Source organism: Amphritea pacifica (assembly GCF_016924145.1).
In the GTDB taxonomy this organism is placed as follows: Bacteria; Pseudomonadota; Gammaproteobacteria; order Pseudomonadales; family Balneatricaceae; genus Amphritea; species Amphritea pacifica.
This window is the reverse complement of the sequence record NZ_JAFFZO010000024.1, coordinates 37,457-63,333: the sequence shown is the minus strand read 5'-3', so window position 1 is coordinate 63,333 and position 25,877 is coordinate 37,457. Positions and strand designations below refer to the sequence as shown.

At 51.3% G+C, this 25,877-nt stretch carries 24 protein-coding genes; 18 read left to right on the top strand and 6 right to left on the bottom strand.

The window, feature by feature from the left end; translation table 11 throughout:
- Window positions 1–35: 35 nt before the first annotated feature.
- Together JW499_RS14585 and gloB are read right to left on the bottom strand one after the other, a co-directional pair.
- Window positions 36–1,637, bottom strand: coding sequence for a lytic transglycosylase (locus JW499_RS14585; RefSeq protein ID WP_332873978.1), 1,602 nt, complete (start codon window positions 1,635–1,637; stop codon window positions 36–38).
- Window positions 1,638–1,756: 119 nt separating this feature from the next.
- Window positions 1,757–2,530 carry a hydroxyacylglutathione hydrolase gene (gene gloB / locus JW499_RS14580; protein ID WP_205211299.1) on the bottom strand — a complete coding sequence of 258 codons (774 nt, stop codon included), beginning with the start codon at window positions 2,528–2,530 and terminating at the stop codon, window positions 1,757–1,759.
- Window positions 2,531–2,657: 127 nt separating this feature from the next.
- Between gloB and JW499_RS14575 the strand changes: the two genes are divergently transcribed.
- From JW499_RS14575 to dnaQ, 3 genes are read left to right on the top strand one after another with little or no spacing between them, the layout of a single operon-like run.
- Window positions 2,658–3,443, top strand: coding sequence for a class I SAM-dependent methyltransferase (locus tag JW499_RS14575; RefSeq protein WP_205211298.1), 786 nt, complete (start codon window positions 2,658–2,660; stop codon window positions 3,441–3,443).
- Window positions 3,427–3,873 (top strand): ribonuclease HI, encoded by a 447-nt coding sequence (gene rnhA / locus JW499_RS14570; RefSeq protein WP_205211297.1) that lies wholly within the window; start codon window positions 3,427–3,429, stop codon window positions 3,871–3,873. Before JW499_RS14575 ends, rnhA begins: the two co-directional genes overlap by 17 nt.
- Before the next feature lie 15 nt (window positions 3,874–3,888).
- Window positions 3,889–4,608 carry a DNA polymerase III subunit epsilon gene (gene dnaQ / locus JW499_RS14565; RefSeq protein WP_205211296.1) on the top strand — a complete coding sequence of 240 codons (720 nt, stop codon included), beginning with the start codon at window positions 3,889–3,891 and terminating at the stop codon, window positions 4,606–4,608.
- Between the two features lie 94 nt (window positions 4,609–4,702).
- Here the strand turns inward: dnaQ and nhaB are convergent, their stop codons facing one another.
- The gene (nhaB, locus tag JW499_RS14560; protein WP_205211295.1) at window positions 4,703–6,202 is read right to left on the bottom strand and encodes a sodium/proton antiporter NhaB; all 1,500 of its coding nucleotides are present in this window, start codon (window positions 6,200–6,202) and stop codon (window positions 4,703–4,705) included.
- Window positions 6,203–6,448: 246 nt separating this feature from the next.
- On the opposite strand from nhaB, the gene nudC reads away from it, so the two are divergent.
- Window positions 6,449–7,222 (top strand): NAD(+) diphosphatase, encoded by a 774-nt coding sequence (nudC, locus tag JW499_RS14555; protein ID WP_205211294.1) that lies wholly within the window; start codon window positions 6,449–6,451, stop codon window positions 7,220–7,222.
- Here the strand turns inward: nudC and JW499_RS14550 are convergent.
- Window positions 7,219–7,554 (bottom strand): SCP2 sterol-binding domain-containing protein, encoded by a 336-nt coding sequence (locus JW499_RS14550; protein WP_205211293.1) that lies wholly within the window; start codon window positions 7,552–7,554, stop codon window positions 7,219–7,221. The two genes, nudC and JW499_RS14550, sit on opposite strands and share 4 nt — an antisense overlap.
- 123 nt (window positions 7,555–7,677) lie before the next feature.
- Between JW499_RS14550 and sohB the strand changes: the two genes are divergently transcribed.
- The 6 genes from sohB to JW499_RS14520 all read left to right on the top strand — a co-directional run bounded on the left by sohB (window position 7,678) and on the right by JW499_RS14520 (window position 12,670).
- A complete protein-coding gene (gene sohB, locus JW499_RS14545; protein ID WP_205211292.1) occupies window positions 7,678–8,754 on the top strand; it encodes a protease SohB in 1,077 nt (358 codons plus the stop codon).
- 132 nt (window positions 8,755–8,886) lie between these two features.
- The gene (locus JW499_RS14540) at window positions 8,887–9,546 is read left to right on the top strand and encodes a TetR/AcrR family transcriptional regulator (RefSeq protein ID WP_205211291.1); all 660 of its coding nucleotides are present in this window, start codon (window positions 8,887–8,889) and stop codon (window positions 9,544–9,546) included.
- A 16-nt stretch (window positions 9,547–9,562) separates the two neighbouring features.
- Complete coding sequence (locus JW499_RS14535) at window positions 9,563–10,036, top strand: L,D-transpeptidase (RefSeq protein WP_205211290.1); 474 nt, start codon at window positions 9,563–9,565, stop codon at window positions 10,034–10,036.
- A gap of 23 nt (window positions 10,037–10,059) precedes the next feature.
- Complete coding sequence (nagZ, locus tag JW499_RS14530; RefSeq protein ID WP_232846430.1) at window positions 10,060–11,079, top strand: beta-N-acetylhexosaminidase; 1,020 nt, start codon at window positions 10,060–10,062, stop codon at window positions 11,077–11,079.
- Window positions 11,080–11,097: 18 nt separating this feature from the next.
- A complete protein-coding gene (locus JW499_RS14525; RefSeq protein WP_205211289.1) occupies window positions 11,098–12,201 on the top strand; it encodes a mechanosensitive ion channel family protein in 1,104 nt (367 codons plus the stop codon).
- 64 nt (window positions 12,202–12,265) lie between these two features.
- Window positions 12,266–12,670: a DUF2750 domain-containing protein gene (locus JW499_RS14520; protein ID WP_205211288.1), complete on the top strand. Its 405-nt coding sequence runs from the start codon at window positions 12,266–12,268 to the stop codon at window positions 12,668–12,670.
- A gap of 69 nt (window positions 12,671–12,739) precedes the next feature.
- Here the strand turns inward: JW499_RS14520 and JW499_RS14515 are convergent, their stop codons facing one another.
- On the bottom strand, window positions 12,740–13,483 hold the full coding sequence (locus JW499_RS14515) for a CsiV family protein (protein WP_205211287.1): 744 nt from the start codon (window positions 13,481–13,483) through the stop codon (window positions 12,740–12,742).
- On the bottom strand, window positions 13,483–16,932 hold the full coding sequence (gene mfd, locus JW499_RS14510) for a transcription-repair coupling factor (RefSeq protein WP_205211286.1): 3,450 nt from the start codon (window positions 16,930–16,932) through the stop codon (window positions 13,483–13,485). Before mfd ends, JW499_RS14515 begins: the two co-directional genes overlap by 1 nt.
- A gap of 275 nt (window positions 16,933–17,207) precedes the next feature.
- On the opposite strand from mfd, the gene JW499_RS14505 reads away from it, so the two are divergent.
- The 8 genes from JW499_RS14505 (at window position 17,208) to JW499_RS14470 (ending at window position 25,877) form a co-directional block, all read left to right on the top strand.
- Entirely contained in the window at window positions 17,208–18,644 is a 1,437-nt protein-coding gene (locus JW499_RS14505; protein WP_205211285.1) for a glyceraldehyde-3-phosphate dehydrogenase, read from the top strand.
- 327 nt (window positions 18,645–18,971) lie between these two features.
- A complete protein-coding gene (locus JW499_RS14500; protein WP_205211284.1) occupies window positions 18,972–20,309 on the top strand; it encodes a Na(+)-translocating NADH-quinone reductase subunit A in 1,338 nt (445 codons plus the stop codon).
- 2 nt (window positions 20,310–20,311) lie between these two features.
- Window positions 20,312–21,523, top strand: a complete 1,212-nt coding sequence (locus JW499_RS14495) for an NADH:ubiquinone reductase (Na(+)-transporting) subunit B (protein ID WP_205211283.1) — start codon at window positions 20,312–20,314, stop codon at window positions 21,521–21,523.
- On the top strand, window positions 21,510–22,298 hold the full coding sequence (locus JW499_RS14490; protein WP_205211282.1) for a Na(+)-translocating NADH-quinone reductase subunit C: 789 nt from the start codon (window positions 21,510–21,512) through the stop codon (window positions 22,296–22,298). Before JW499_RS14495 ends, JW499_RS14490 begins: the two co-directional genes overlap by 14 nt.
- Window positions 22,299–22,301: 3 nt before the next feature.
- Complete coding sequence (locus tag JW499_RS14485; RefSeq protein ID WP_091358323.1) at window positions 22,302–22,961, top strand: NADH:ubiquinone reductase (Na(+)-transporting) subunit D; 660 nt, start codon at window positions 22,302–22,304, stop codon at window positions 22,959–22,961.
- Complete coding sequence (gene nqrE, locus JW499_RS14480; protein WP_091358326.1) at window positions 22,961–23,569, top strand: NADH:ubiquinone reductase (Na(+)-transporting) subunit E; 609 nt, start codon at window positions 22,961–22,963, stop codon at window positions 23,567–23,569. Before JW499_RS14485 ends, nqrE begins: the two co-directional genes overlap by 1 nt.
- Window positions 23,570–23,606: 37 nt before the next feature.
- Window positions 23,607–24,833 (top strand): NADH:ubiquinone reductase (Na(+)-transporting) subunit F, encoded by a 1,227-nt coding sequence (gene nqrF / locus JW499_RS14475; protein ID WP_205211281.1) that lies wholly within the window; start codon window positions 23,607–23,609, stop codon window positions 24,831–24,833.
- 6 nt (window positions 24,834–24,839) lie between these two features.
- Window positions 24,840–25,877 carry an FAD:protein FMN transferase gene (locus tag JW499_RS14470; RefSeq protein WP_205211280.1) on the top strand — a complete coding sequence of 346 codons (1,038 nt, stop codon included), beginning with the start codon at window positions 24,840–24,842 and terminating at the stop codon, window positions 25,875–25,877.

The following is a 25,877-nucleotide window of genomic DNA, read 5'->3' as shown; positions in this document are numbered from 1 at the left end:
ATGGATTTGATGAACCGGGTGATCAAGTCGCTATTTTACCGCGCTTCAGTGATATCAACATAGAGGGTCAGGTGTTGCCCCGGTTGGAGATACTTGCTCTTTTCCAGCTTATTCCAGCGTTGGATATCATTGATAGAAACCCGAAAACGGTCAGCAATGGTATACAGTGAATCGCCGCTACGAACGGAATAACCGATGCGGCGAATCAGCTGTTGATCACTGCGGCTGAGGCCCTGATGGGCATCGGCTTTCCAGATTGCCAGGGTTTGACCCACTCTGAGGGGATCGCCCGGCGCCATTTGATTCCATGAGGCCAGTTCTCGCACGCTGACGTTGTTGTTTTTGGCTATCTTCCAGAAGCTATCGCCCTGTTTTACCTCGTAGCTGACACGGTTGCGGTCGCTCTGGGCCAGTTGATTCTGCTTACGACTGAAGCGTTGGGACTGGCTCAGCGAGTATTCGCTGGACTCATGTTTGGCGCTGGGGATCAGCAGATACTTGCCGGCACGGATATTACTGCCGCTGAGTTTATTGGCTTCACGGATGACCGCGGAGGTGGTGTTATAGTGCCGGGCAATGGTGCTGATGGTTTCGCCTTTGCTGATTTTGTGGCGAGCCCAGTTAACCCGTTGTTCAGCCGGAAGCTGAGCCAGCTGGGTACGGAACTGTTCTGCTGTGTCAGCCGGAATTAGCAGGCGATGCGGACCATCGGGATCAGTGGCCCAGCGATTGAATCCGGGGTTGAGCTGATACAGTTCCTGCGTTGAAATAGAACTGAGTTTAGCTGCCTGTGCCAGGTCGATCTGACTGTTCAGTTCGACCTGTTCAAACACGGGCTTGTTCGGCAATGGCTGCAGGGTGAGATTATTGTCTTCAGCGTCACGAATCAATTTTGAAACCGCCAGCAGTTTAGGTACATATACCCGGGTTTCTTTGGGCAGGTCCAGTGACCAGAAATCTGTCGCCAACCCCTTTTTCTTATTGCGGCGGATCGCTTTTGAGACATTCCCTCCGCCACAGTTGTAGGCAGCCAGGGCCAGCTCCCAGCTATCAAAGCGGTCATGCAGTTGCTGCAGATAGGTCAGCGCAGCATCCGTTGAGGCGACAATGTCGCGACGTCCGTCATACCACCAACTGCTTTTTAATCCAAAATGTTTCGCTGTGCCGGGAATAAATTGCCAGGGCCCGGCGGCGCGGCCATGTGAGTATGCAAAGGGGTCGTAAGCGCTTTCGACAATCGGCAGCAGCGCAACCTCTGCAGGCATGTCCCGTTTCAGTACTTCACCGAGAATATAATAGTAATAACGGCTGGCACGGGTCGCGACCCGTTGCATATATTGCGGATGTTTTTGATACCACTCGAACTGCGCCTGTAAGCGTGGATCATCATGATCCAGATCAAGCTGCATATGCTGTCGGGTCAGTTGCCAGAGATCGGTGCTGGTTTGAGGCTGTTCTTGCTGTTGCGTATCAGAAGAGGGTGTCGGATTCAGTGCCTGACGCTGTGCCTGTGGCTGCTCATCAGGGCCGCTGACAGGCACCGGTTGCTGACTGATAACCTGATTGGTCTGACAGCCGGCAAGAATCAGCCCGGCAGCGGTGAGTACAACGAATTTTCTGACCAGCTGCATTGCCATTGGCACCCTGTAAAATATAAAAGGGTGCATTTTATGGGGCCGGTTGCAGAGGGTCAACTGTTATTGATATCCGGCTGAGCTACATCAACTCTGCAGCGGTTATCAAGGGGGCGGGGGCGTCAGAACTGATTTTTCCATTCCCGGATCATAGCGAAAATGGCGACTTCTGAGGTCAGCGGCCCGCCAGCAAACAGCTCGGCAGACTGTCTTACGGGGGCTTCGCTATAGCGAAGGAAGGGGTTGATCTGTTTTTCAGTGGCGATATCTGTAGGCAGGGTCGGCTGACCGGATTCGCGCAGTTGGGTGCAGTGTTCGATCGCCTCTTTAATATGGTTGTTTGTGGGTTCAACCGCTGCGGCAAATGCAAGGTTGGCAAGAGAGTACTCATGGGTGCAGTAGATCTGGGTTGTATCAGGCAGCTGTCGGAAATATTCCATCGCCCGGTGCATCTGTTCCGCACTGCCTTCAAACAGCCGGCCACAACCGGCCAGAAACAGCGTATCGCCGCAAAACAGCTGCGGCTCACTTCCTGGGAGATAGTAGCTGATGTGGTCTAATGTGTGGCCCGGTACTTCGCGGATAGTCAGCGTCTGCTCCATCAGGCTGATCTGATCACCATCGCTCAGTTTATGTGTGATGCCGTCAAACGGGGAGTTGGCCGGACCATAAACAACGACAGCGTTGTCGTGGCATAGTTGAGTGACACCACCGGTATGGTCATGATGATGGTGAGTTATCAGGATGGTGGTTAACCGCAGGTTATTTTCGTTCAAATAGTGTTCGACCACGTCAGCATCACCGGGGTCGACGACGGCCACTTCATTACTGCCGGGTACAGTCAGAGCCCAAATATAGTTATCATTAAAAGCAGGTATCGGCATGACATTGAACATTTTAGGCCTCGGCTGTATCGGATTTGTCAGATATAGTAGTACATATTGAGCAGAGTAAGGAGCTTGAGTGCACCCGTTGACTACAAGGTTAACCTATTCAAACCGGAGCGTTAAGGGCTAATAATGTATGGGGTTTAAACAACAGCCACCGCTTGCAGAGTGGTTACCGGCGTTACGGAGTTGGTTTGATACAGAGCTGGGGCAGCAGTTGCTGGCTTCAGAACGAGAGTTGCTGGATCGGCTGTTACCGACCATGTTTGGCTATCATCTGTTGCAGATCAGTTTTGATAACCGGCTTGATCTGGCCCGGGAGAGTCCGGTGCGCCATCAGATACCGGTAAACCCGGTTGCCGAGCTGGGATTGCCAGACAGTGCGGTGATCGCCCGCAATGAAGAGTTACCGTTCGAGCATAACAGTATTGATGTGGTGCTGTTGCACCATGGACTCGATTTTGCTCAAAGCCCTCATCAGGTGTTGCGTGAATCTGCCCGGGTTCTGCGTCCGGGGGGCTATCTGCTGAATATCGGTTTTAATCCGGTCAGTTGGTGGGGCGTTTATCGTGCCCTGAAGCTGAATAAAGAAACGGTACCCTGGCAGGGGCACTTTATCGGCTCGCAACGTATGCATGACTGGTTAGCGTTGCTCGAATTAACGGTGGTCAGGGAGCTGTCCGATTACTATCGTCTGCCCTTCGAGAAAGAGTCCTGGCGTCAGCGTGGGCGGCTGATCGATGCGATAACCCGACGTTGTTCATCCCATTGTGGCGCTTTTGTGCTGCATGTTGCCCGCAAGGATGTCGGCGGGATGACCCCGATTGAACCGGTCTGGAAGAAGCGTAAGCTGATTAATCTGCCGCTGGTTGAACCAACAACCCGTGGTGCCCGAGGAAGAGTGAGTGAAGAAAAAAATTAATATTTATACTGATGGTGCCTGTAAAGGAAATCCGGGACCAGGGGGCTGGGGAGCCGTCCTGGAATATGGTGAACATCGAAAAAAACTGTTTGGTGGGGAGATGAATACCACCAATAACCGGATGGAACTGATGGCCGCGATTGAAGCGCTGAGTGTTCTGAAGGAGTCCTGTGAAATTGTTCTGACGACCGATTCTCAATATGTACGTAAAGGCATTACTGAATGGCTGGCGGGCTGGAAGCGCAATGGCTGGAAAACTTCAGCCAGGAAGCCGGTGAAAAATGCCGATCTGTGGCAGCGGCTTGAAGAGCAGACTGCACGGCACCAGATTCAGTGGAAGTGGGTGAAAGGTCATAGTGGTCATCCGGGTAATGAGCTGGCCGATCAGTTGGCTAACAAAGGGGTCGAGCAGGCCCTGCAACAGGCGTAAGTGAACAGATAAGTTATGAGACAGATAGTACTGGATACGGAAACCACGGGCATCGACCCGAAAGAGGGGCATCGGATAATTGAGATCGGTTGTGTTGAAATGATGAACCGCCGACTGACAGGTCGCACCTATCATCGTTATCTCAAGCCGGATCGTGTGATCGATGATGAAGCGATTCAGGTACACGGAATCACCAATGAGTTTCTCGATGATAAACCCCGCTTTGAAGAGATTCAGGATGAGTTTTTGCACTTTATCCGCGGTGCCGATCTGGTTATTCATAACGCTGCGTTTGACGTGGGTTTTATCGACCATGAGTTAAGCCTGAATAACCATCAGGAGCGGGTCCATGATTTTTGTCAGGTGACCGATACGCTGGCGATTGCACGCAAGAAACATCCGGGGCAGAAAAATAACCTTGATGCGCTGTGCCGCCGTTACGGTATTGATAACAGCCATCGTGAGCTGCACGGCGCGTTACTTGATTCTGAGATTCTGGCCGATGTTTATCTGATGCTGACGGGCGGCCAGAAGAATCTGATGCTGGCAGGCGAGGAAGATGGCGACGACGGTGTTGATCAGGTCCGGCGTCTTGATACTTCAGCTATGACCCTGAAGGTGGTGCGGGCTGAGGGGGATGAACTGGATGCTCACCGCAGTTATATCGAACGCCTGGATAGCAAGGGAGGCAGTGTCTGGAGTCAGCTTGGTGAGCAGTCAGGTGAAACGGGCTGAAGCAAATCTTTAATGAAATGAAAAAAAGCAGGCTGTGAAGCCTGCTTTTTTGATTTTCAGAGGTCTTGCTTGCAGCTATGAAGCGATTCTCTGTTTACAGGAAGTGTGTTACCGCCAGATAGCCAGTGACACTCATGACCACGGTGTAGGGCAGTGCCATCCACACCATAGTGCCGTATGAGAGACGAATCAGCGGTGCCAGGGCAGATGTCAACAGAAACAGGAATGCCGCCTGGCCGTTGGGGGTTGCCACACTCGGGATATTGGTGCCAGTGTTGATGGCGATCGCCAGCAGGTCAAAATGCTCCCGGGTGATTGAGCCCTCTTTGAGTGCTGCCAGAACTTCATTGATATACACCGTTGCAACAAAGACGTTATCGGAGATTGCTGATAGCAGGCCATTGGCAATAAAAAAGATGCCCGGCTGAACCTGAGTGTCCATGGCCAGTACCGAGGCGATAATGGGCTGGAACAGGTGTTGTTCGTGAATCACCGAAACAATGGAGAAAAACACCACCAGCAAGGCCGTAAATGGCAGTGCCTCCTCAAATGCTTTACCGATCTGATGTTCCTCGACTATGCCATTGAACGCGGTCAGCAGAATAATCACTGTGAGACCGATCAGACCAACGGCCGCGAGATGGAATGCCAGGGCCAGAACCAGAAAGACCGCCACCAGAATCTGAACAAACAGGGCCAGCTTGTCCGACTTGGTTAGCTTCTTATCCTGTTCGGCAGCAAAATCTTCGAGAATAGTGCGTACCGATTGGGGGATATCGGCGCCGTAACCAAACCATTTGAGTTTTTCCAGCAGGATGCAGGTTGCCAGACCCGCAAACAGAACCGGCATTGTTACCGGGGCCATCAGAACAAAGAACTCGACAAAATCCCAGCCAGCCTTTTGTGCGATCAGCAGGTTTTGTGGTTCTCCCACCAGGGTACAGACGCCGCCCAGAGCGGTGCCCACGGAACCATGCATCAGCAGACTGCGCAGAAATGCCCGGAACTGCGCCAGCGCTTCATGGTGGTCGACATGAACCGTTTCATCATCGCCATGATCGTGTGCTTCATGGTGGAACTGTTTGCCGGAGGCGACTTTGTGATACACCGCATAGAAGCCGACACCGACACTGATCAGTACTGCCGTTACTGTCAGGGCATCGAGAAAGGCTGATAGCAGTGCCGCAAACAGTGAGAACATCAGTGACAGTGCAACTTTGGAGCGGATTTTCAGCAGTAGTTTGGTAAATACCCACAGCAGCATGTTCTTCATAAAGTAGATGCCTGCTACCATGAACATCAGTAGCAGAATTACTTCCAGGTTGGCTTCCACTTCATGGTAAACCGTCTCAGTGCTTGCCAGGCCGATAATAATCGCTTCCAGAGCGAGTAAGCCGCCCGGTTGAAGCGGATAACATTTTAGTGCCAGTGCCAGAGTGAAGATAAATTCAAAGATCAGCATCCAGCCTGTTACTACAGGTCCAGCGGTGAACAGAAGAATCGGGTTGAGAATCAGAAAAAGTACAATGGCCTGTTTATACCAGATAGGTGAGTTGCCAAGGAAGTTCTTTATAAGCGCCTGGGTTGTGGTCATCGATACGGGGTCCTGTGCCAATTCGGGCCTGTGGAAAGTTTCTGTGCATCATGCTAAATGTAGTGATTACAGTCTTTCCAATGTAAGTTAAGTAGTGAATGTTATTATAATTTTGACGTAGGTTAGCAGGAGTTTTGTTAAATCAAAAGTCTGCTTAACCTGTTAAGAGTACCCTAGTTTTCAGGTGACATATATGCCTGAAATCACTGTTTATTGGTCTGTTTTTGCTTAGGTTCAACAAATATTATGGAAATTGAATATATTTATTCATCGGGCCACCGGGTTTGGTCAGATCTGCAGGGGCGTTGGATTTTTACTCAGCCCTGCTGCGACCATCGCCTCGCACTGGAGGAATATGATCTGACTTTGTTGCCGCAACAGCAGGTAAGACTGATGATTATGCCTGAGGACGTGTTGCCCCATGAAACCCCGGGTTTGCAGCTGCGGCAACTGCTGTCCCGCTCCGAGGAGTCGATGTTTCCTCTGCTTTCGAGAGCCGCTCAGGTGGCAACCTGGAGTCGCGATCACAACTTCTGCCCCCGTTGTGGAGATGCTTTACGGCATCACCATCAGGATCTGGCCAAGCAGTGTGATGGTTGTGGTCTGACTCAGTACCCCAGGCTCTCTCCCTGCATTATCACGCTGGTGACCCGCGGTGAGTATTGCATACTGGCGCAGGGCGTTCGATTCACTGAACCCAGATACAGCACGCTGGCGGGGTTTATTGAAGCGGGGGAAAGTGCTGAAGATGCCCTGGCGCGTGAGGTCAGAGAGGAGGTGGGTGTTGAGGTTACCAATATTCGCTATCACTGCAGTCAGTCCTGGCCTTTTCCTCATTCGCTGATGCTGGGCTTTTTTGCCGATTATGTATCCGGGGAGATCGTGCCAGAGCCAGGTGAAATAGTCGATGCGCGCTGGTTTCACTACAGTGAGCTGGATGAGGCACCTATTCCTCCACCGTTTACCATATCCCGTCAACTGATTGATGAGTTCATAAAGCGCTGCAAAGTCGCGGATTAGCCGCGTTTGTCTTTACTGAAGTACTTACCCAGCTGTGTTGCCAGCATTACATTGCCTTCGGCTCTGAGTTTGCCGGTGAGGTAGGCGCTCATGCCATCCTTCTCACCTGTGACCACACGGATAAAAGTGTCGCTATTGGTGATCAGGGTGATATCCGGGTCCTGATGTTCGCCAAGGGCAACCGTCAGTTGCTGGTCAGCGATCGTGAAATAGAAGTCGTCCGCATCACTCAGTATAAATTGGAATGTGGCCGACACTGCGGAGGTGTTTTCCGGAATAAAGCGACTGGAAAGCTTTTCTATAACCCGGGTGACAGTGATTGCTTCAGACATATTTGATTCAGCTCTCCAATTTTGTATTCAGTGATATTGCCTCGGTGGGTTGTATGGTACATTACCCGACCATAAATCAATATATTGAATTGCCCCCAAGGGCTTAAAGATCTGGAGTGTTAGGTGGTCGATTTTCTGGCAAGTTACGGATTGTTCCTGGCAAAAGCGCTGACAGTGGTCGGCGCCATTATTCTGGTTATTGTCGCCATAGGCGCAGTGGCATCACGGAATAAGCGAGACAGTAAAGAGGGATATCTCAGTATTCACAGCATGAATGAAACGCTGGAGGATATGGAGCATGCGCTGAAAGAGGTAGTGCTGGATTCTGAAGTTTATAAGCAGCAACTGAAAGCGGAAGAGAAGCAGGAAAAGCAGGAAGCTAAGGCACGCAAAAAAGCTCTGAAGAAAACTAAATCCCAGCCTGATGCTGAGCCGGAACGTAAACGGGTTTTTGTACTGGATTTCGATGGTGATATTAAAGCCTCAGAGCTTGAGCCGATGCGTGAAGAGATCACCGCCGTGCTGACCATGGCGACCGAGAAGGATGAAGTGGTTATCCGTCTGGAAAGTCCCGGTGGGATGGTGCATAGCTATGGTCTGGCTTCCTCTCAGCTGGAGCGGATTAAGCGGCGGGGAGTCCCGCTGACAGTGTGTGTCGATAAAGTCGCGGCCAGTGGCGGCTATATGATGGCTTGCCTGGCGGACAAGATTGTAGCAGCGCCGTTCTCGATACTCGGATCGATCGGTGTGGTGGCTCAGTTGCCCAATTTTCACCGTTTATTAAAAAAGCATGATATTGACTATGAAGTGCTGACGGCGGGTGAGTATAAGCGCACCCTGACGGTGATGGGAGAGAATACTGAAAAGGGCCGGCAGAAATTCATTGAAGATCTGGAAGATACCCATAGTCTTTTCAAAGAGTTTGTTGGCGAGTTCCGGCCTCAGGTTGATCTTGAAAAAGTAGCAACCGGTGAGGTTTGGTTCGGTCGGCGAGCGCTGGAGGTCAATCTGATTGATGAGATCTCTACCAGCGATGAATATCTGACTCAGGCGTGTGAAGAAGCCGATGTCTATACGGTCCGGTATGAGTATAAGAAGACCCTTCAAGATCGTCTTTCTGAGATGTCGATTAAAACAACTGACACCCTGTTTACGAAATGGGCAGGACGTATTCTAAACTCCCATTTTTTGGCTAAGTAACCAAAATGGTAAGGGAAATGTCAGCATTTATCTGATTGTCGCTTATAATCATATTGTAAAAGTTTCAAACATATGAAGCGGATTTTATCAGGATGTTCTGATGGCATTCGCGACCCGGCTAAGGGAGCATCAATGCGACAGTCTGCAACCGCACGGAAAATATTGTTATCTGCCGAAGCGCTGTTTGCTGAACAGGGTTTTGCTGAAACGACAATGCGGGAGATTACCAGCGCTGCAAAAGTTAATCTGGCAGCGGTAAATTACCATTTCGGTTCTAAAAAAGGTCTGATTACAGCGGTCGCTGAAAAATATCTGACCCCGCTGGTATCAAATCTGCAGGATTCACTCAGTGAGCGTCAGGCGGATATGAAAGATGGTACCATCACAGCGCAAGAGCTTTTAGAGATGCTGATGCGCACACTGCTGCAGCTGGGGAAGTCCAGGCAGTTTGCGTTGCCGGTCTTTATGCGCCTGCTGGAACTGATCTATATGAAAAATCAGCAAGAGCTGCGTGATGCTATGCTGGCCCGTCACCGGGATTCCTTTTCTGTTTTTATTGAGCTGTTGCGTAAAGATGCAGCGGTCATGGAGGATGAAGAGTTTTTCTGGCGCTTACACTTTCTGATGGGGTCGATCATTTTTACCCTGTCCAATTTCCAGACCCTGGTGGCGATAGAGATGCGCGAATTCGAGCGCAGTGCTGAGGTCGAACGTACTCTGCATCGCATGATCCCCGTGCTGGTGGCTGGCCTGCAAGCGCGTGCGGAGCATACCCCGTTCACCCGCATCTAGGGGTATAAGCGGGTTTATGTATATCCGGGTTTCAATAATTCATCAGCGTCTGGAAGTGTGGCAGGACGCTGAGTGTGTGGCGGACTATCCGGTCTCAACCGCTCTGAACGGCCCCGGTGAGCAAAAAAACAGTGGCTGCACACCCCGTGGTAAACACCTGATACGCGCCAAAATTGGCGCAGGAAAGCCTCTTAATACCGTTTTTGTCGGTCGTCGTGATACGGGTGAAACGTACTCGGCGGATTTGGCGCGTCGCTATCCCCAGCGGGACTGGATTCTGACCCGCATTCTCTGGTTGTCTGGCTGTGAAATAGGTCGCAATCGGTTGTCCGGCGTTGATACAATGCAGCGCTATATATACATTCACGGTACTCCTGACAGTGAACCCATGGGACAGCCTCTGTCGCATGGGTGTATCCGTATGCGTAATAACGATATAGCGGAGCTGTTTGAGCGTGTCAGTGTCGGTACCCTGGTTTTCATAGAGTAGTTCTAACAGAAGAGAAAAAAGCAATGTCTGGAGCATTGATGCTGGACATCGCCGGTCTGAGTCTGACAGAGGATGATAAACGCCTTTTGAAGAACCCTCAGGTGGGCGGTCTTATCCTGTTTAGCCGGAATTATCACTCCCCGCAGCAATTATCTGATCTGATTCAGGAAGTTCGCCTTTGTGCGCCGCAGCTGCTGATCGCTGTCGATCAGGAAGGGGGACGGGTGCAGCGCTTTCGCGATGGTTTTACCCGGTTGCCGCCAATGTCTGTTCTGGGAACACTATACAGTCAGGACCGGGGTAATGCGGTGACAGTGGCGACAGAACTGGGCTGGCTGATGGCTGCCGAGTTGATCAGCTATGGTATCGATATCAGCTTTGCGCCGGTACTGGATCTTGATTTTGGCGTTAGCCAGGTGATTGGAGACCGGGCGTTCTCCGGCAGTCCTGAAACCGTCACGGCGTTAGCTGGCGGCTTTATTGACGGTATGCGCCAGGCAGGTATGGCATCCACCGGTAAACACTTTCCCGGGCATGGCTGGGTGGTTGCGGATTCTCATCTCGACGTTCCCGTTGATGAGCGCAGTCTGGAGGAGATTGAAACGCAGGACCTGATTCCCTTTACCCGGTTAATACAGCAGGGGCTGGATGCGGTGATGCCTGCGCATGTGATCTATCGCCAGGTGGATGATCGGCCGGCGGGTTTTTCATCCTACTGGATTGGTCAGCGGCTGCGCGCCGGCATGGAGTTTGATGGGGTGGTCTTCAGTGATGATCTGACCATGGAAGGGGCCAGTGTTGCCGGCAGTTTTGAGGCCCGTGCAGCGCAGGCGCTGGATGCGGGTTGCGACATGCTGCTGGTATGTAATAATCGTCCTGCTGCACTGCAGGTGCTGGACTATCTGGAGCAACTGGGGCATCCGGGGTCAAAGCGTATTAAGCGCATGAAAGCAGTACACAGTTATTGTTTTGATGATATTCGCAGCACTGCGCGCTGGCAGCGTGCCACAGGTTTAGCTAATCAGTTAGTCAATATTCATTAGATCTATTGGAGCGATGTCATGCAGGAGCAAATTGCGCAAATTTTCACACAGCTGGGATTGGACGGCTATGCTGAGGCCTGGATTTTTCAGGTGTTTGTCGTGGTTTTCCTCACCATGTTGGCAAATTTCATCTCCAATCGCCTGTTTCGGCGGTTAGAAGCTCAGCTGCAAAAAACCCGTAATATCTGGGATGACATTTTACTCTATGCCGCGCGTCGTCCCATTGCGCTGTTAATCTGGGTGTTGGGGCTGAGTCTGGCATTTGAGCTGGCAGATCCCGGGGCTGATTCCGTATTGATGGGGCTGGTCGATCCGCTGCGCAGAGTGATGGTGATTGTGATGATCGCCTGGTTCCTGATCCGCTTTATCAGTCAGGCGGAAGGGGTGCTGGTGTCGGATGAAAAAGTAAAGAATCCGATGGACGAGACCACTGTGAGTGCGCTGGGTAAACTACTGCGGCTGTCGATTATCATTACTGCGGTTTTAGTGGTGCTACAGACCTTCGGTTACAGTATTTCTGGCGTATTGGCGTTCGGCGGTATCGGCGGTATCGCGGTGGGTTTTGCTGCCAAAGATCTGTTGGCAAATTTCTTTGGCGGCCTGATGATCTATCTCGACCGGCCCTTCAAAGTGGGTGACTGGGTGCGTTCGCCGGACAAAGAGATTGAAGGGACGGTGGAGGATATTGGCTGGCGGCTGACCTGTATCCGTACCTTTGATAAACGACCGCTGTATGTGCCTAATGGCACCTTTGCAAGTATCTCGCTGGAAAACCCTTCACGCATGACTAACCGCCGTATCTATGAAAAGATCGGTCTGCGTTATGAAGATTCAGCGCGAATAGAGGGGGTGATTAATGATGTCAGGGAGATGCTGATTAATCATCCGGAGATCGATGACAGCCAGACACTGATTGTTAATCTCAATAGCTTTGCTCCCTATTCGCTGGAGTTTTTTGTCTATACCTTTACCAAAACGACCAATTGGGTGCATTTTCATCAGGTTAAGCAGGATGTGATGGGGCAGATCATCCGCATCGTGCATGAGCATGAGGCAGACTTTGCGTTTCCGACACAAACCATACATCTTGAGAATGAAGGGCCTCAGCCTGATCCGGTTTAATCATTGTTACAGAGGCGCCTCTGGTGCCTTTTTTTTTGCCCGGCAGGGTGATGGAGAAAGATAAGTGGCTTTAGAACAGAGTGAGTTAGACCGGGTTGCCGGATTGGATGCGGAGCAGCGCTTCGACTATATGATCCACCGTGTGGTTGAAACCGGAGAGGTCTGGATTCTCACTGATGCCCATGGCAGCGTGATGCTGAATACTGATGATGAGGATTGTGTGCCGGTTTGGCCGGATCTGGAATATGCTGAGCAGTGGGCAACCGGCGAGTGGTCCGATTGTGAGGCGATGCCGATTACCCTTAAACAGTGGAACCATCGCTGGACGCCCGGTCTGGAAGAGGATGGTTTTGCTGTGGTGGTGTTTCCGCTACCGGGTAGCGGAGGGGAAGAAGATGGTCTGGTGGTCTGGCCTGAAGAGCTTGATATGATGCTGATCCGGGAAGTAAAACGGTCGCGCAAACGATAGTCTGATTCAGTCAGCCGGAGCATCGTTTCCGGCTGTTGTGAGGTAACAACGGAGCGAACGCTCCGTTTTTTATTTAACTGGCGATATCTTCACCAGCATGCCGAACAGGGGATGGTCGATATAGTGCAGTTCATTGCTGCGCATCCGCCGGGCACTCTCCATCTCCACTGTGAGGAAGTCTGGAATAGTGGTTTGTGTCAGGTAACGGTTGCCATTGACGCTGCTGCCTTCAGGCTGATCTGCCGGCGTTGCAGTCGTAGGCTCATCACTCAGCGGTGTTTTATCTGCCGGGGTAGGGCCTGTTGAGGGTTTTAGCAGCATCTGGCTCTCTGTCGGGCTGAGTCTGCGGCTATGAAACAGGTCGCTGCGAAAATGCAGGTAGCGGCCTTTATCAATGGAGATATAGCCGTCCAGCTCATACAGGCCATTGTCGAGTATCTCTCCGCCGTTGATTCTGATTACGTGCTGGTTCTTGACTTCGCCGATCGGTTGAATCCAGGCTTCATGGAAGAGTACCCGGTAGAGTGAACTGCGTCTCAGGCTGGCCTGGTTGCTGCTCAGTGATAGTGATGATTTTGGCAGGCGGGTGAAAAAGCCGATCTGCTGGCCTTGCTGGTTGTATTCCAGGGCGCGGCTGCGACGTGGCGGAATTGCGTCGATAAGAGGCCAGATTTCATCACCCAGAGTATCCGAAGACTGATGGCTGAAAATCAGCAGTTCGACCTTATAGTTTGAGGTGTCGGCCTGGGCTGGGCTGCTATTAAACAGAATCAGGGTCAGAGTCAGTACGATCCCTGAAGTAAGCTTGGTCATTATGAATTCCCGGTCAATTGCTGGAGTAGCTGTTCCACAGCTTGAAAACGCTGCTCTATTTTATCCATCTTCAGGGTGAACTTCAGCTGACTGGGGCCGCCAAACTGAAATTTTTGTGGTTGCTGTTGTACCAGTTGCACCAGTTTGAAGGGATCAACCACAGTATCGGTATCAAAATCGATTCGGCCTCCGTGTTCACCGGCATCAATTTTTGTGATGCCGAGCTGTTCACAGTGCAGTTTCAGCAGCGTCTGACGGAACAGATTTTTGGTCTGCTCAGGCAGTATGCCGAAGCGGTCGATCATCTCGATCTGCAACTCTTTCAGTTCCGTTTCGCTTTTGCCATTGGCTATCCGTTTATACATGATCAGGCGGTTGTGGACGTCTGGCAGATATTCATCCGGAATCAGTGCAGGAACCCGCAGGTTGATCTCTATTCCCTGTTTCAGTGGCGCATCCAGGTTGGGTGTTTTGCCCTCACGGATCGCTTCTACCGCCTGTTCCAGCATCTCCAGATAGAGAGAGAAGCCGACATTCTGAATCTGCCCGCTCTGGCCCTCACCCAGAAGCTCACCGGTGCCGCGAATCTCCATATCATGAGTCGCGAGGGTGAAACCCGCGCCAAGCTCGTCGGCGCTGGAAATCGCCTCGAGACGTTTAACGGCATCGCTGGTCATCGCTTTAGGATGGGGTGTCATCAGGTAGGCGTAGGCCTGATGGTGGGAGCGGCCAACCCGGCCCCGTAGCTGGTGAAGCTGTGCCAGACCAAATTTATCGGCCCGATCAATAATGATGGTGTTGGCGTTGGGTACATCGATGCCGGTCTCGATGATGGTGGTGCAGACCAATACATTAAAGCGTTTGTGATAGAAATCAGACATCACCTGCTCAAGCTCACGTTCACGCATCTGGCCATGTCCGATGCCTACGCGGGCTTCGGGCACCAGTGCATTTATCTCGGCAGCGGTCTGTTCGATATCCTTAACTTCATTATGCAGGTAGTACACCTGTCCTCCGCGTAGCAGTTCCCGCAGGATTGCTTCTTTTTTCAGTGCTTTATCCGCTTGTCGCACAAATGTTTTCACCGACAGTCGTCGGGCTGGCGGGGTTGCGATAATCGACAGATCGCGGATGCCGGACATCGCCATGTTGAGGGTACGGGGTATCGGTGTCGCAGTCAGGGTGAGGATATCAACCTCTGAGCGGAGGGATTTGAGACGCTCTTTCTGTTGTACTCCAAAGCGATGCTCCTCATCGATAATCAGCAGTCCCAGATCGCTGAAGCGGATATCTCCCTGGAGCAGTTTATGGGTGCCGATAACGATATCCGTTTTGCCCTCTGTCAGGGATTTGAGTACCGCATTACTCTCTTTGCCTGAGCGAAACCGGGAGATGAGCTCAACATTAACCGGCCAGTCAGCAAAGCGATCGCGAAAGTTCTCGTAATGTTGCTGTGCCAGCAGGGTGGTTGGTACCAGGATAGCGACCTGCTTATTGCTCTGAACCGCCATAAATGCCGCTCGCATCGCCACTTCTGTTTTGCCGAAACCAACATCACCGCAGACCAGTCGGTCCATCGGTTGTTCCGATTGCATGTCCTGGATGACTGCCTGGATGGCGTTGGCCTGATCGACGGTCTCTTCGAACGGGAAGGCGGCGCTGAAGCTGGCATAATGCTTGTCCGGTGAATCAAACTGATGGCCCCGTCGGGCAGCGCGGCGGGCGTAAATATCCAGGAGTTCGGCCGCAGTATCGCGCACTTTCTCAGCGGCTTTGCGGCGCGCTTTACTCCACTGCTCTGTGCCGAGCCGGTGCAGCGGGGCCAGTTCATCGCCTGCTCCGGAATAGCGACTGATAAGGTGTAGCGAGGTAACCGGTACATAAAGATTGGCCTCGTTAGCGTATTCAAGCTTGAGGAACTCCGAGGTTTGTGAGTCCAGCTCCAGGGTTACCAGACCGCGATAACGGCCGACGCCGTGATCGATATGCACTACCGGTGCGCCGATATTCAGTTCGGTCAGATTTTTGATGATCTGATCAGACTGCTCCTGCTCCCGGGAGCGTCGCCGACGCTGAAAAACCTGATGACCAAACAGCTGGGTTTCAGTGATCAGATGAAAACGGTCCGGCGCACTCAGTCCCTGTTCCAGCGGAAAGATGCAGATGTTAACCGGATAGCCATCGTCTAAAAACTGTTGCAGGCTGTCGACCGGGTGAGGTTTGATATGGATGCGCCCGAGCAGCTCTATCAGCGCTTCGCGGCGGCCTGCGGATTCGGCACAAAACAGTACCCGGTCGCGGGTCTCTGCGAGAAAGCTCTCAACGGCCGCCAGCGGGCGGGCTGACTGAGCATTGATGGTCAGTTCAGGTGGCTCCGTCAGGGGCAGATTGTAGCGGCCTGACTCTGGCCGGGCCTGGGTTTTACCCTGTTGCAGCTGAATGCGCTGCATCTTTTTCAGCGTGCCAAACAGCTCGTTGGCCGGAATAAACAGTCTGTCCGGTGGCAGAATAGGGCGTTCGATATCATAGCGGCGCTCCTCATAGCGCTCCTGAACTTCCTGCCAGAACTGGTTGCAATGATCTTCCAGATCGGTTTCGGTGATAATCAGTACATTATCGGGCAGATAGTCAAACAGGGTCGCGCTGGTATCAAAGAATAGCGGCTGATAGTACTCAATCCCGGGCGGGCTGATGCCATCATTGACATCCTGATAAACGGAACAACGCTTATAGTCGACATCGAAGGTTTCCCGCCAGCGTTGTTTGAAATTGCGGATCGAGAGTTCATCGAAAGGGAACTCTTTGGCAGGCAATACACGGATCTTATCGACCTTGTCGATTGAGCGCTGACTTTCAGGATCGAAGCTGCGCAGGGTATCCACCTCATCATCAAACAGCTCGATGCGATACGGGGTGTTGCTGCCCATTGGAAAGATGTCGATGATCGCACCGCGAATGGCAAATTCACCGTGTTCATAAACCGTTTCAGTGAGGTGGTATCCCGCATCTGCGAGTTTGCGACGCATCTCATCCAGATTGAGGGACTGACCCTGATCAAGAATAAGTGAGTTACCATCCAGAAAACGTTGTGGTGCGACTCTCTGCATCAGCGTACTGGCCGGGATAATCAGTACGCCGCGCTGCATCTGTGGCAGTCGGTAGAGGGTATTCAGACGCTCTGAGATGATATCCTGATGCGGAGAAAAGTTATCGTAAGGCAGGGTTTCCCAGTCGGAAAACAGCATGCACTCGACCCCGTTATTGCCATAAAAACCGATTTCTGACTGAAGCCGGGAGGCGCCGTCACTGTCATTGGTAATGCAGAGAATCAGCCCGGGATGCTGCTCGGCAATCTCGGTAGTCAGCATGCCGCGGCCGCTGCCGGAGAGGTTGCCGATCCGCCGGATATCTCCGGCTGTTCGGGGTAACTGATATTCTTGTTTAAACACTGACAACAAACTCCATGAGCTGATACGGACCTCTGTTCGATGCGCGACAGGGGATCTGGGCGCTTATCTTACGGAGCGTGAGGCAAAAGTACAGTCTCTGATGCGACTGTCCTGAGGTGTGGCTTATCTGTCTTATTCTGTCATCCGGGTTACATTAATCTGAAATATAGCCCTAAAGTGTAGTGTTTCAGATTTGCTCACAGGGAGGGAAAAGGTGATAATGCGCCCAGCAAAATTTGACTGCTATATTGACTACTACCTTTTTGGAGTGAGCCGTGAGCCAAGATAAAGTGTTAGCTGACTGGAAAGGTCGCGAAGCATTAGCTGAAGAGATGATCCCTTTGGTTGGTCGTCTGTACCGTGACAAGAACGTTGAGACCTCTGTGTATGGTCGTCTTATCATCAAGCGTTCAGTTGTTGATGTGATAAAAGCACACCGCTATGTGCGTCAGGTTGAGGATAAGGAGCTGTCTGTTTGTGACACCCATCCTGTTCTGACTGCTCTGGATAAGATTGATGTTAAGAATGCGCATGTCGACGTGGGCAAGCTGGCAGTCAAATTCCAGCAGGAAGGCAATGGCGTATCGATGGAAGAGTTTCTGACGGCTGAACTGGCACCTGCTATTGGTGGTGCAGCCTCAGAGCCAACCGATGTTGTGCTGTATGGTTTTGGCCGTATTGGTCGTTTATTGGCGCGTCTGCTGATTGAGCGTACTGGTGGCGGGCAATCTCTGCGTCTGCGGGCGATTGTTGTGCGCAAAGGCAAGGCATCTAATGATCTTGAAAAGCGTGCCAGCCTGCTGCGTCGCGATTCTGTTCATGGTTCATTCCGCGGCACTATCCAGGTGGATGAGGAAAATCAGGCGATTATCGCCAACGGTAACCTGATCAAAGTGATCTACTCTGATGGTCCTGATCAGGTTGACTACACCCAATACGGTATCAACAATGCACTGGTGCTGGATAATACCGGTATCTGGCGCGATGAAGCGGGTCTGTCGCTGCATCTGAAATCCAGAGGTGTTGCCAAGGTTGCCCTGACTGCACCGGGTAAAGGGATCAAGAATATCGTTATGGGTGTTAACCACGGCGATATCGACGACAGCGATACTATCCTGTCAGCGGCATCCTGCACCACTAACGCTATCTCCCCTGTGCTGAAAGCGATCGATGCAAAATTTGGTGTAACCAATGGTCACGTAGAGACCGTTCACGCATACACCAATGATCAGAACCTGATTGATAACTATCATAAGGGTGATCGTCGTGGTCGTGCTGCGGGTCTGAACATGGTTATCACTGAGACAGGCGCCGCAAAAGCGGTTTCCAAAGCGCTGCCTCAGCTGGAGGGTAAGCTGACCGGTAATGCGATCCGTGTACCTACGCCTAACGTATCGATGGCAATACTGAATCTGAACCTTGATAACGGCACCACCAAGGAAGAGCTGAACAGTTATCTGCGTGATATGGCGCTGCACTCTCCATTGCAGAAGCAGATCGACTACAGCAACTCTCCGGAAGCGGTTTCTTCCGATTTTGTTGGTTCGCGTGCTGCCGGTGTGGTTGATGCGCTGGCTACGATTGCAGAAGGCAATCGCTGTGTCCTGTATGTGTGGTATGACAACGAGTTTGGTTACAGTTGTCAGGTGATCCGTATGGCTCAGCGTATGGCTAAATGTACCCTGCCTGCATTCCCTAAAGCTAAGGTCTGATAAGACTTTAGACTAACTAAAAGCCGCCCTAACAGGCGGTTTTTTATTGGGTTTTTCTTTATATTCATTAAAAGTATATTCTTATATCTTAAAGTTCTATCAATGCTTTGCGATTAATGACCTAAAAGTCACCTTTAGTGGTCGCTCTTGTAGAAAAATTACCTCCCGATCTTTATACTTAACCGGTTTTTGGGTTGGGGTTATCCCGTCCTTTGTAGGGTTTTTGCTTTGGTTTGTAACATCCGGGGACAATGTTGCAGAGTCGGAGGCATTGCGCTCTGTGGGAGGGGATCCTGAAAAAATTATAATAGAGATTGGGTGAGGCGGATGATCAAGATCAAACAGGGTCTGGATCTACCTATAACAGGCGCACCTGAACAGACTGTTTCGGCAGCTGTTGAGGTTAAGTCTGTCGCCGTGATCGGCTTCGATTATCCAGGCATGAAGCCTACGATGCGGGTCAAGGTGGGAGATCGGGTAAAACTCGGTCAAGTGATCTTTTCCGATAAGAAAACGGAAGGTGTTGATTTTACAGCACCAGCTGCGGGTGTGATCAAAGAGATCAACCGTGGTGATAGACGGGTTCTGCAATCGGTTGTTGTTGAAGTAGATGGCAACGAAGCGGAACAATTTTCGAAATATGAAGTATCTCAGTTATCTTCACTGACGGCTGAGCAGGTTCAGGATAATCTGGTTAAGTCCGGTGCCTGGACTGCACTACGTACACGTCCATTCAGCAAGGTTCCACAGCCAGGCTCACAGCCTGCGTCGATCTTTGTTACGGCGATTGATACAAATCCTCTGGCTGCAAATCCGGAAGTGGTTATTGCTGAGCAGGCGGAAGCCTTTGCTAATGGTCTGACAGTGTTGACTCGTCTGACCGAAGGTAAAGTGTTTCTCTGTAAAGCTGAGGGAGCAAACATTCCTGCCGCTGAAGGTGTTACGGTCGAAGAGTTTACCGGTAAACATCCAGCGGGTAATGCGGGTACCCATATCCACTTCCTTGATCCGGTGTCTGCGACAAAAACTGTCTGGACTATCGGCTATCAGGATGTAATTGCATTCGGTAAATTATTCACGACCGGTGAACTGTATACTGATCGGGTGGTCGCTGTAGCGGGTCCCCAGGTTAAGCAGCCAACACTGCTGCGTACCCGTTTGGGGGCTAATCTGGATGAGCTGCTGGCAGGCCGTACTGAAGGTGAAAATAACCGGGTGATCAGCGGTTCTGTATGGAATGGCCGCAAGGCTGCAGGCCCCCTGGGCTATCTTGGCCGATACGCTTCTCAGGTGTCTGTGCTGGAAGAGGGGGATCAGCGTGAATTGCTGGGCTGGATCGCACCGGGTGCGAACAAATTCTCTGTGCTGAATATGTTCCTGTCCAAACTGAACCCGTCTAAGAAGTTTGACTTCACTACGACAACCAACGGTTCGGAACGGGCTATGGTGCCGGTGGGACAGTTCGAAGAGCTGATGCCACTGGATATTCTTCCGACGCAACTGTTGCGAGCCCTGGTTACCGGGGATGTCGTTCATGCGATGGCACTTGGGTGTCTCGAGCTTGACGAAGAAGACCTCGCGCTGTGCACATTTGCCTGTCCGGGCAAGTATGAGTATGGCCAAATTCTTCGCGACAATCTGACGCGTATAGAGAAAGAGGCCTGATCATGAGCTTAAGAAATATTCTTGATAAGATGGAGCCGCATTTCCATAAAGGCGGCAAGTATGAAAACTGGTATGCGCTGTATGAAGCTGCGGATACTATTTTCTATACTCCGGGTCATGTGACTAAGACTGCAGCTCATGTGCGTGACGCTGTCGATCTGAAGCGGATTATGATTCTGGTTTGGATGTGTACTTTTCCGGCGGTTTTCTTCGGTATGTACAACGTTGGCCATCAGGCAAATACTGCGATGGCGGCACTGGGTATTACTGACCCGACTACCTGGCAGGGGGCTATAGCAGGTGCCCTGACCAGCTTCAACCCTGATAGTCTGTGGGATAATATCATCCACGGTGCGGCCTACTGGTTGCCTATCTACATGGTTACCTTTGTCGTGGGCGGCTTCTGGGAAGTGTTGTTCGCAATGAAGCGCGGACATGAAGTCAACGAAGGTTTCTTCGTGACCTCTATTCTGTTCTCGCTGATTCTGCCGCCAACGATTCCGTTATGGCAGGTTGCTTTGGGCATCAGTTTTGGTGTTGTGATTGGTAAAGAGGTTTTCGGTGGTACCGGTAAAAACTTCCTTAACCCTGCACTCACTGCCCGTGCGTTCCTGTTCTTTGCCTATCCTGCGCAGATGACAGGTGATGCGATCTGGACCGCTGTTGATGGCTTCTCCGGTGCGACCCCTCTGGGTCTGGCTGCCGCAGGTGGCGTTGATGCTATCCTGGCGCAGAATATCACCTGGTTTGATGCCTTTATCGGCAACATTCAGGGGTCTGTGGGCGAGGTTTCTACCTTCGCTATTGCCCTGGGTGGTCTGGTGATGCTGATAGCTAAAATTGCAGCATGGCGGATTGTGGCGGGTGTATTCCTGGGAATGACCGCGATGGCAACCCTGCTGAATCTCATCGGTTCTGACACTAATCCTATGTTTGCGCTGCCGTTCTACTGGCATATGGTTCTGGGTGGTTTCGCCTTCGGTATGTTCTTTATGGCAACCGATCCGATCTCTGCATCTATGACCAATAAAGGTAAGTGGTACTTTGGTGCCCTGATCGGGGTGATGGTTGTACTTATCCGTGTGGTTAACCCGGCATTCCCTGAGGGTATGATGCTGGCGATCCTGTTCGGTAACCTGTTTGCACCACTGATCGATAACTTTGTCGTGCAGGCGAACATCAAACGGAGGGCGATGCGCAATGTCAGCGAGTAAAGATTCTATCGGTAGAACAATTACCGTAGCTGTTTTGCTGTGTGTAGTCTGCTCTGTGGTTGTATCTGCAGCAGCGGTGTTACTCAAGCCGAAACAGATTGCCAATAAAAACCTTGACCGACAGACTAATATTCTGGCTGCGGCTGGTATTGCGACTGAGGGCAAGGATGTTCAGGCGGTGTTTGATCAGTTGATCGAAAAGCGCTTTGTTGATCTGAGCACCGGTAAGTTTACTGAGGTTAGTGATCCGGCCCGTTATGATGCCCGTAAAGCGGCAAAAGAAGCGGATACCGGTGTTAAACTGAGTCGTCAGGAAGATATCGCCTCTATCAAATATCAGGCAAAAGTGATGCCTGTCTATCTGGTTAAAAGTGATTCACCAAAAGGGTTTGATAAAGTGATTCTGCCGGTACACGGATATGGTCTCTGGTCAACGCTGTATGGTTTTCTGGCGCTTGAGTCAGACCTGAATACAGTGGTGGGTCTGGGCTTCTATTCTCACGCTGAAACACCGGGCCTGGGTGGGGAAGTTGATAACCCTAACTGGAAAGCGCTGTGGCCTGGTAAACAGGTTTACCCAGAGGGTTCTATGAAGCCTGAGCTGGGGCTGATTAAAGGTAGTGTTGATCCGGCTTCACCGAAAGCGAAATTCCAGGTTGATGGTTTATCAGGTGCTACACTGACCAGCCGTGGTGTCACAAATCTGGTTCACTTCTGGATGGGTGAAAATGGTTATGCACCATTCTTGTCTAATCTGAAAGCAGGGGGGGCGTAAATTATGTCTCAAGTTAAAGATGTCCTGTTAGGACCGATTTTTAACAATAACCCGATTGGTCTGCAGATCCTGGGTATCTGTTCCGCGCTGGCGGTAACATCTAACCTGGGGACTGCATTTGTAATGGCCTTAGCGGTAACCGTTGTTACTGCATTTTCCAACCTGTTTATCTCGATTATCCGTAATCAGATGCCGAGTAGTATCCGGATCATCTGTCAGATGGCGATTATCGCCTCGCTGGTAATCGTGGTAGATCAGATTCTGAAAGCGTACGCGTATGAAATATCGAAGCAGCTGTCAGTATTTGTTGGTCTGATCATTACTAACTGTATCGTTATGGGTCGTGCTGAAGCGTTTGCAATGAAGAACCCGCCGATGATCTCCTTCCTGGATGGTATCGGTAACGGTCTGGGTTACGGTGTGGTACTGCTGTTTGTCGGTACTATCCGTGAACTGTTTGGTGCCGGTAAGCTGTTTGGTATCGAAATCCTGCCACTGGTGACCGATGGCGGCTGGTATCAGGCTAACGGTCTGCTGCTGCTACCACCGAGTGCGTTCTTTATTATTGGCATGTTTATCTGGCTGATTCGTACCTTTAAGAAAGATCAGGTCGAAGCACCCGAGTTTGAGCTGGCCAAGAACTCTCAGAAGGAGGCTGTGTAATGGAACAGTATATCAGCCTAGCCGTTAAGGCGGTCTTTGTTGAAAATATGGCGCTGGCCTTCTTCCTCGGGATGTGTACATTCCTGGCGATCTCAAAGAAGGTGCAGACTGCGATTGGTCTGGGTATTGCGGTTATCGTGGTTCTGGCGATCACCACCCCGATCAACAACCTGATCTTTAATCTGTTGCTGCGTGAAGGTGCGCTGGCCTGGGCCGGTTATCCTGATGTTGATCTCAGCTTCCTGGGTTATATCTCCTATATCGGTGTAATCGCTGCGATTGTACAGATTCTGGAGATGTTCCTGGATAAGTATGTACCGGCACTGTACAACGCGCTGGGTGTATTCCTGCCGCTGATTACCGTGAACTGCGCCATTATGGGTGCTGCTCTGTTCATGGTTGAGCGTGACTACACTTTTGGTGAGTCCGTTGTTTATGGTACCGGTGCGGGTGTTGGCTGGGCATTGGCAATTGCTACCCTGGCGGGTATCCGTGAAAAACTTAAATACAGCGACGTACCGGAAGGTTTGCGTGGCCTGGGCATCACCTTCATCACTGTGGGTCTGATGTCTCTGGGTTTCATGTCTTTCTCCGGCGTGCAGCTGTAATTGCTGTCGCATGATCAACTAAAGAAGGATTAAGCTAATGAATGCAGAAATCGTTCTCGGCGTTGTCATGTTTACCGCGGTGGTGCTTGCACTGGTCGCGGTAATTCTGGCAGCCCGTTCAAAACTGGTTAGCAGTGGTGATGTCACCATCACCATCAATAATGATCCGGACAAGAGCGTTACTGTTCCTGCCGGTGATAAGCTGCTCCAGACTCTGTCTAACGCTGGTATCTTTGTGCCTTCCGCCTGTGGCGGCGGTGGTACCTGTGCGCAGTGTAAGTGTCAGGTGCTTGATGGAGGCGGTTCTATGCTGCCGACTGAAGAGTCTCACTTTACCATGCGTGAAGCGAAAGAGGGCTGGCGCCTGTCCTGTCAGGTGGCTGTAAAGCAGGATATGAATATCGAACTCGAAGAGGAGATCTTTGGTGTTAAGAAGTGGGAGTGTACGGTTGAATCCAACCCTAACGTTGCTACTTTTATCAAAGAGCTGACCCTGCGTCTGCCGGAAGGCGAGAACGTGGACTTCCGGGCCGGTGGTTATGTTCAGCTGGAGTGTCCGCCTCACGAAGTGCATTACAAAGACTTCGATATCGAAGAGGAATATCGTGGCGACTGGGATAAGTTTGATCAGTGGCGTTATGTATCGAAAGTGGATGAAACCACGATCCGTGCATACTCCATGGCGAACTATCCGGAAGAACGCGGTGTTGTGAAATTCAATATCCGTATCGCGTCTCCGCCTCCGGGTACCGATGTGCCTCCGGGTAAGATGTCTTCCTACGTTTTCAGCCTCAAGCCGGGTGATAAGATTACCGTGTACGGACCGTTTGGTGAGTTTTTTGCCAAGGATACCGATAACGAGATGGTCTTTATCGGTGGTGGCGCGGGTATGGCACCCATGCGGTCTCATATCTTCGATCAGCTGAAGCGTCTGAACTCTAAGCGTAAGATCTCCTTCTGGTATGGTGCCCGCTCATTGCGTGAGTGCTTCTACAATGAGGAATACGATAAGCTTCAGGAAGAAAATGACAACTTCAAGTGGCATCTGGCCCTGTCAGATCCTCAGCCTGAAGATAACTGGGATGGTATGACTGGTTTCATCCATAATGTGTTGTACGAAAACTATCTGAAGGACCATGAGGCACCGGAAGATTGCGAGTACTACATGTGTGGACCTCCCATGATGAATGCTGCTGTTATTCAGATGCTGGTTGATCTGGGCGTTGAGCGCGAAAATATCTTCCTCGACGACTTTGGTGGCTGATCATTGATGTCTGAAATAACCAGACAAATCATTAAACGGCCGGCAGCTCTGCTGCTGGCCGCTTCGTTTTTCATGTTTGCACTCCTTACCGGGTGTAGCAAACAACCTCAGATTGTCAGCCATCAGGGGCCGACAATGGGCACCAGCTTCACTGTGAAGTGGGTATCGTCCGATGCTGATATTGATGCAGAACTGCCGGCACAGATTGATCAGTTGCTGGTGCAGGTCAATAACAGTATGTCTACCTATCAGAAGGACTCCGAGCTGAGCCGCATCAACCGGATGCCGGCAGGTGAGGCTGTGACACTGTCTGAAGGTCTGGCTCAGGTATTAAAAAAAGCTTTAGAGATTAGCGATTCTTCTGGCGGGGCATTTGATGTTACGGTCGGTCCACTTGTTAATCTGTGGGGCTTTGGCCCGGATGGCCGGGTTATCCATGCGCCGGAGGAGCATGAGATTGCTCAGCTGCGTCAGCGGGTCGGCTATCACTATATCAGGCTTACCGGGAATCAGTTAAGCCGTGAGCGTAATGTCTATATCGATCTTTCAGCAATCGCTAAGGGGTACGGTGTGGACAAAGTCGCCGAACTACTGGAAAGAAACGGTATTACCGCGTATCTGGTTGAGATCGGTGGTGAACTGAGAGCCCGGGGGCTGAAGCCGGACAGCAGCCACTGGAAGATCGCCATTGAAGCGCCGGTTTCCGGTGAGCGTAAGGTTCAGCGTATAATTGAAGTGAAAGATGTGGGGATCGCAACATCAGGCGATTACCGTAATTATTTTGAGGAAAACGGTATCCGTTTTTCCCATACAATTAATCCATCTACTGGCAAGCCGATCAGTCATAAGCTGGCGTCCGTTACCGTACTGGCCAGTGACTGTGCGACAGCAGATGCGCTGGCGACGGCGATGATGGTGCTTGGGCCCGAGCGGGCTGAAGCCTATGCTGAGCAGCAGGGGGTTGAAGCGCTATTGATTATAAAGTCCGCTGACGGCTTTATTGAAAAGATGACACCGGGGTTTAAACACTACCTGGTGGAGTGA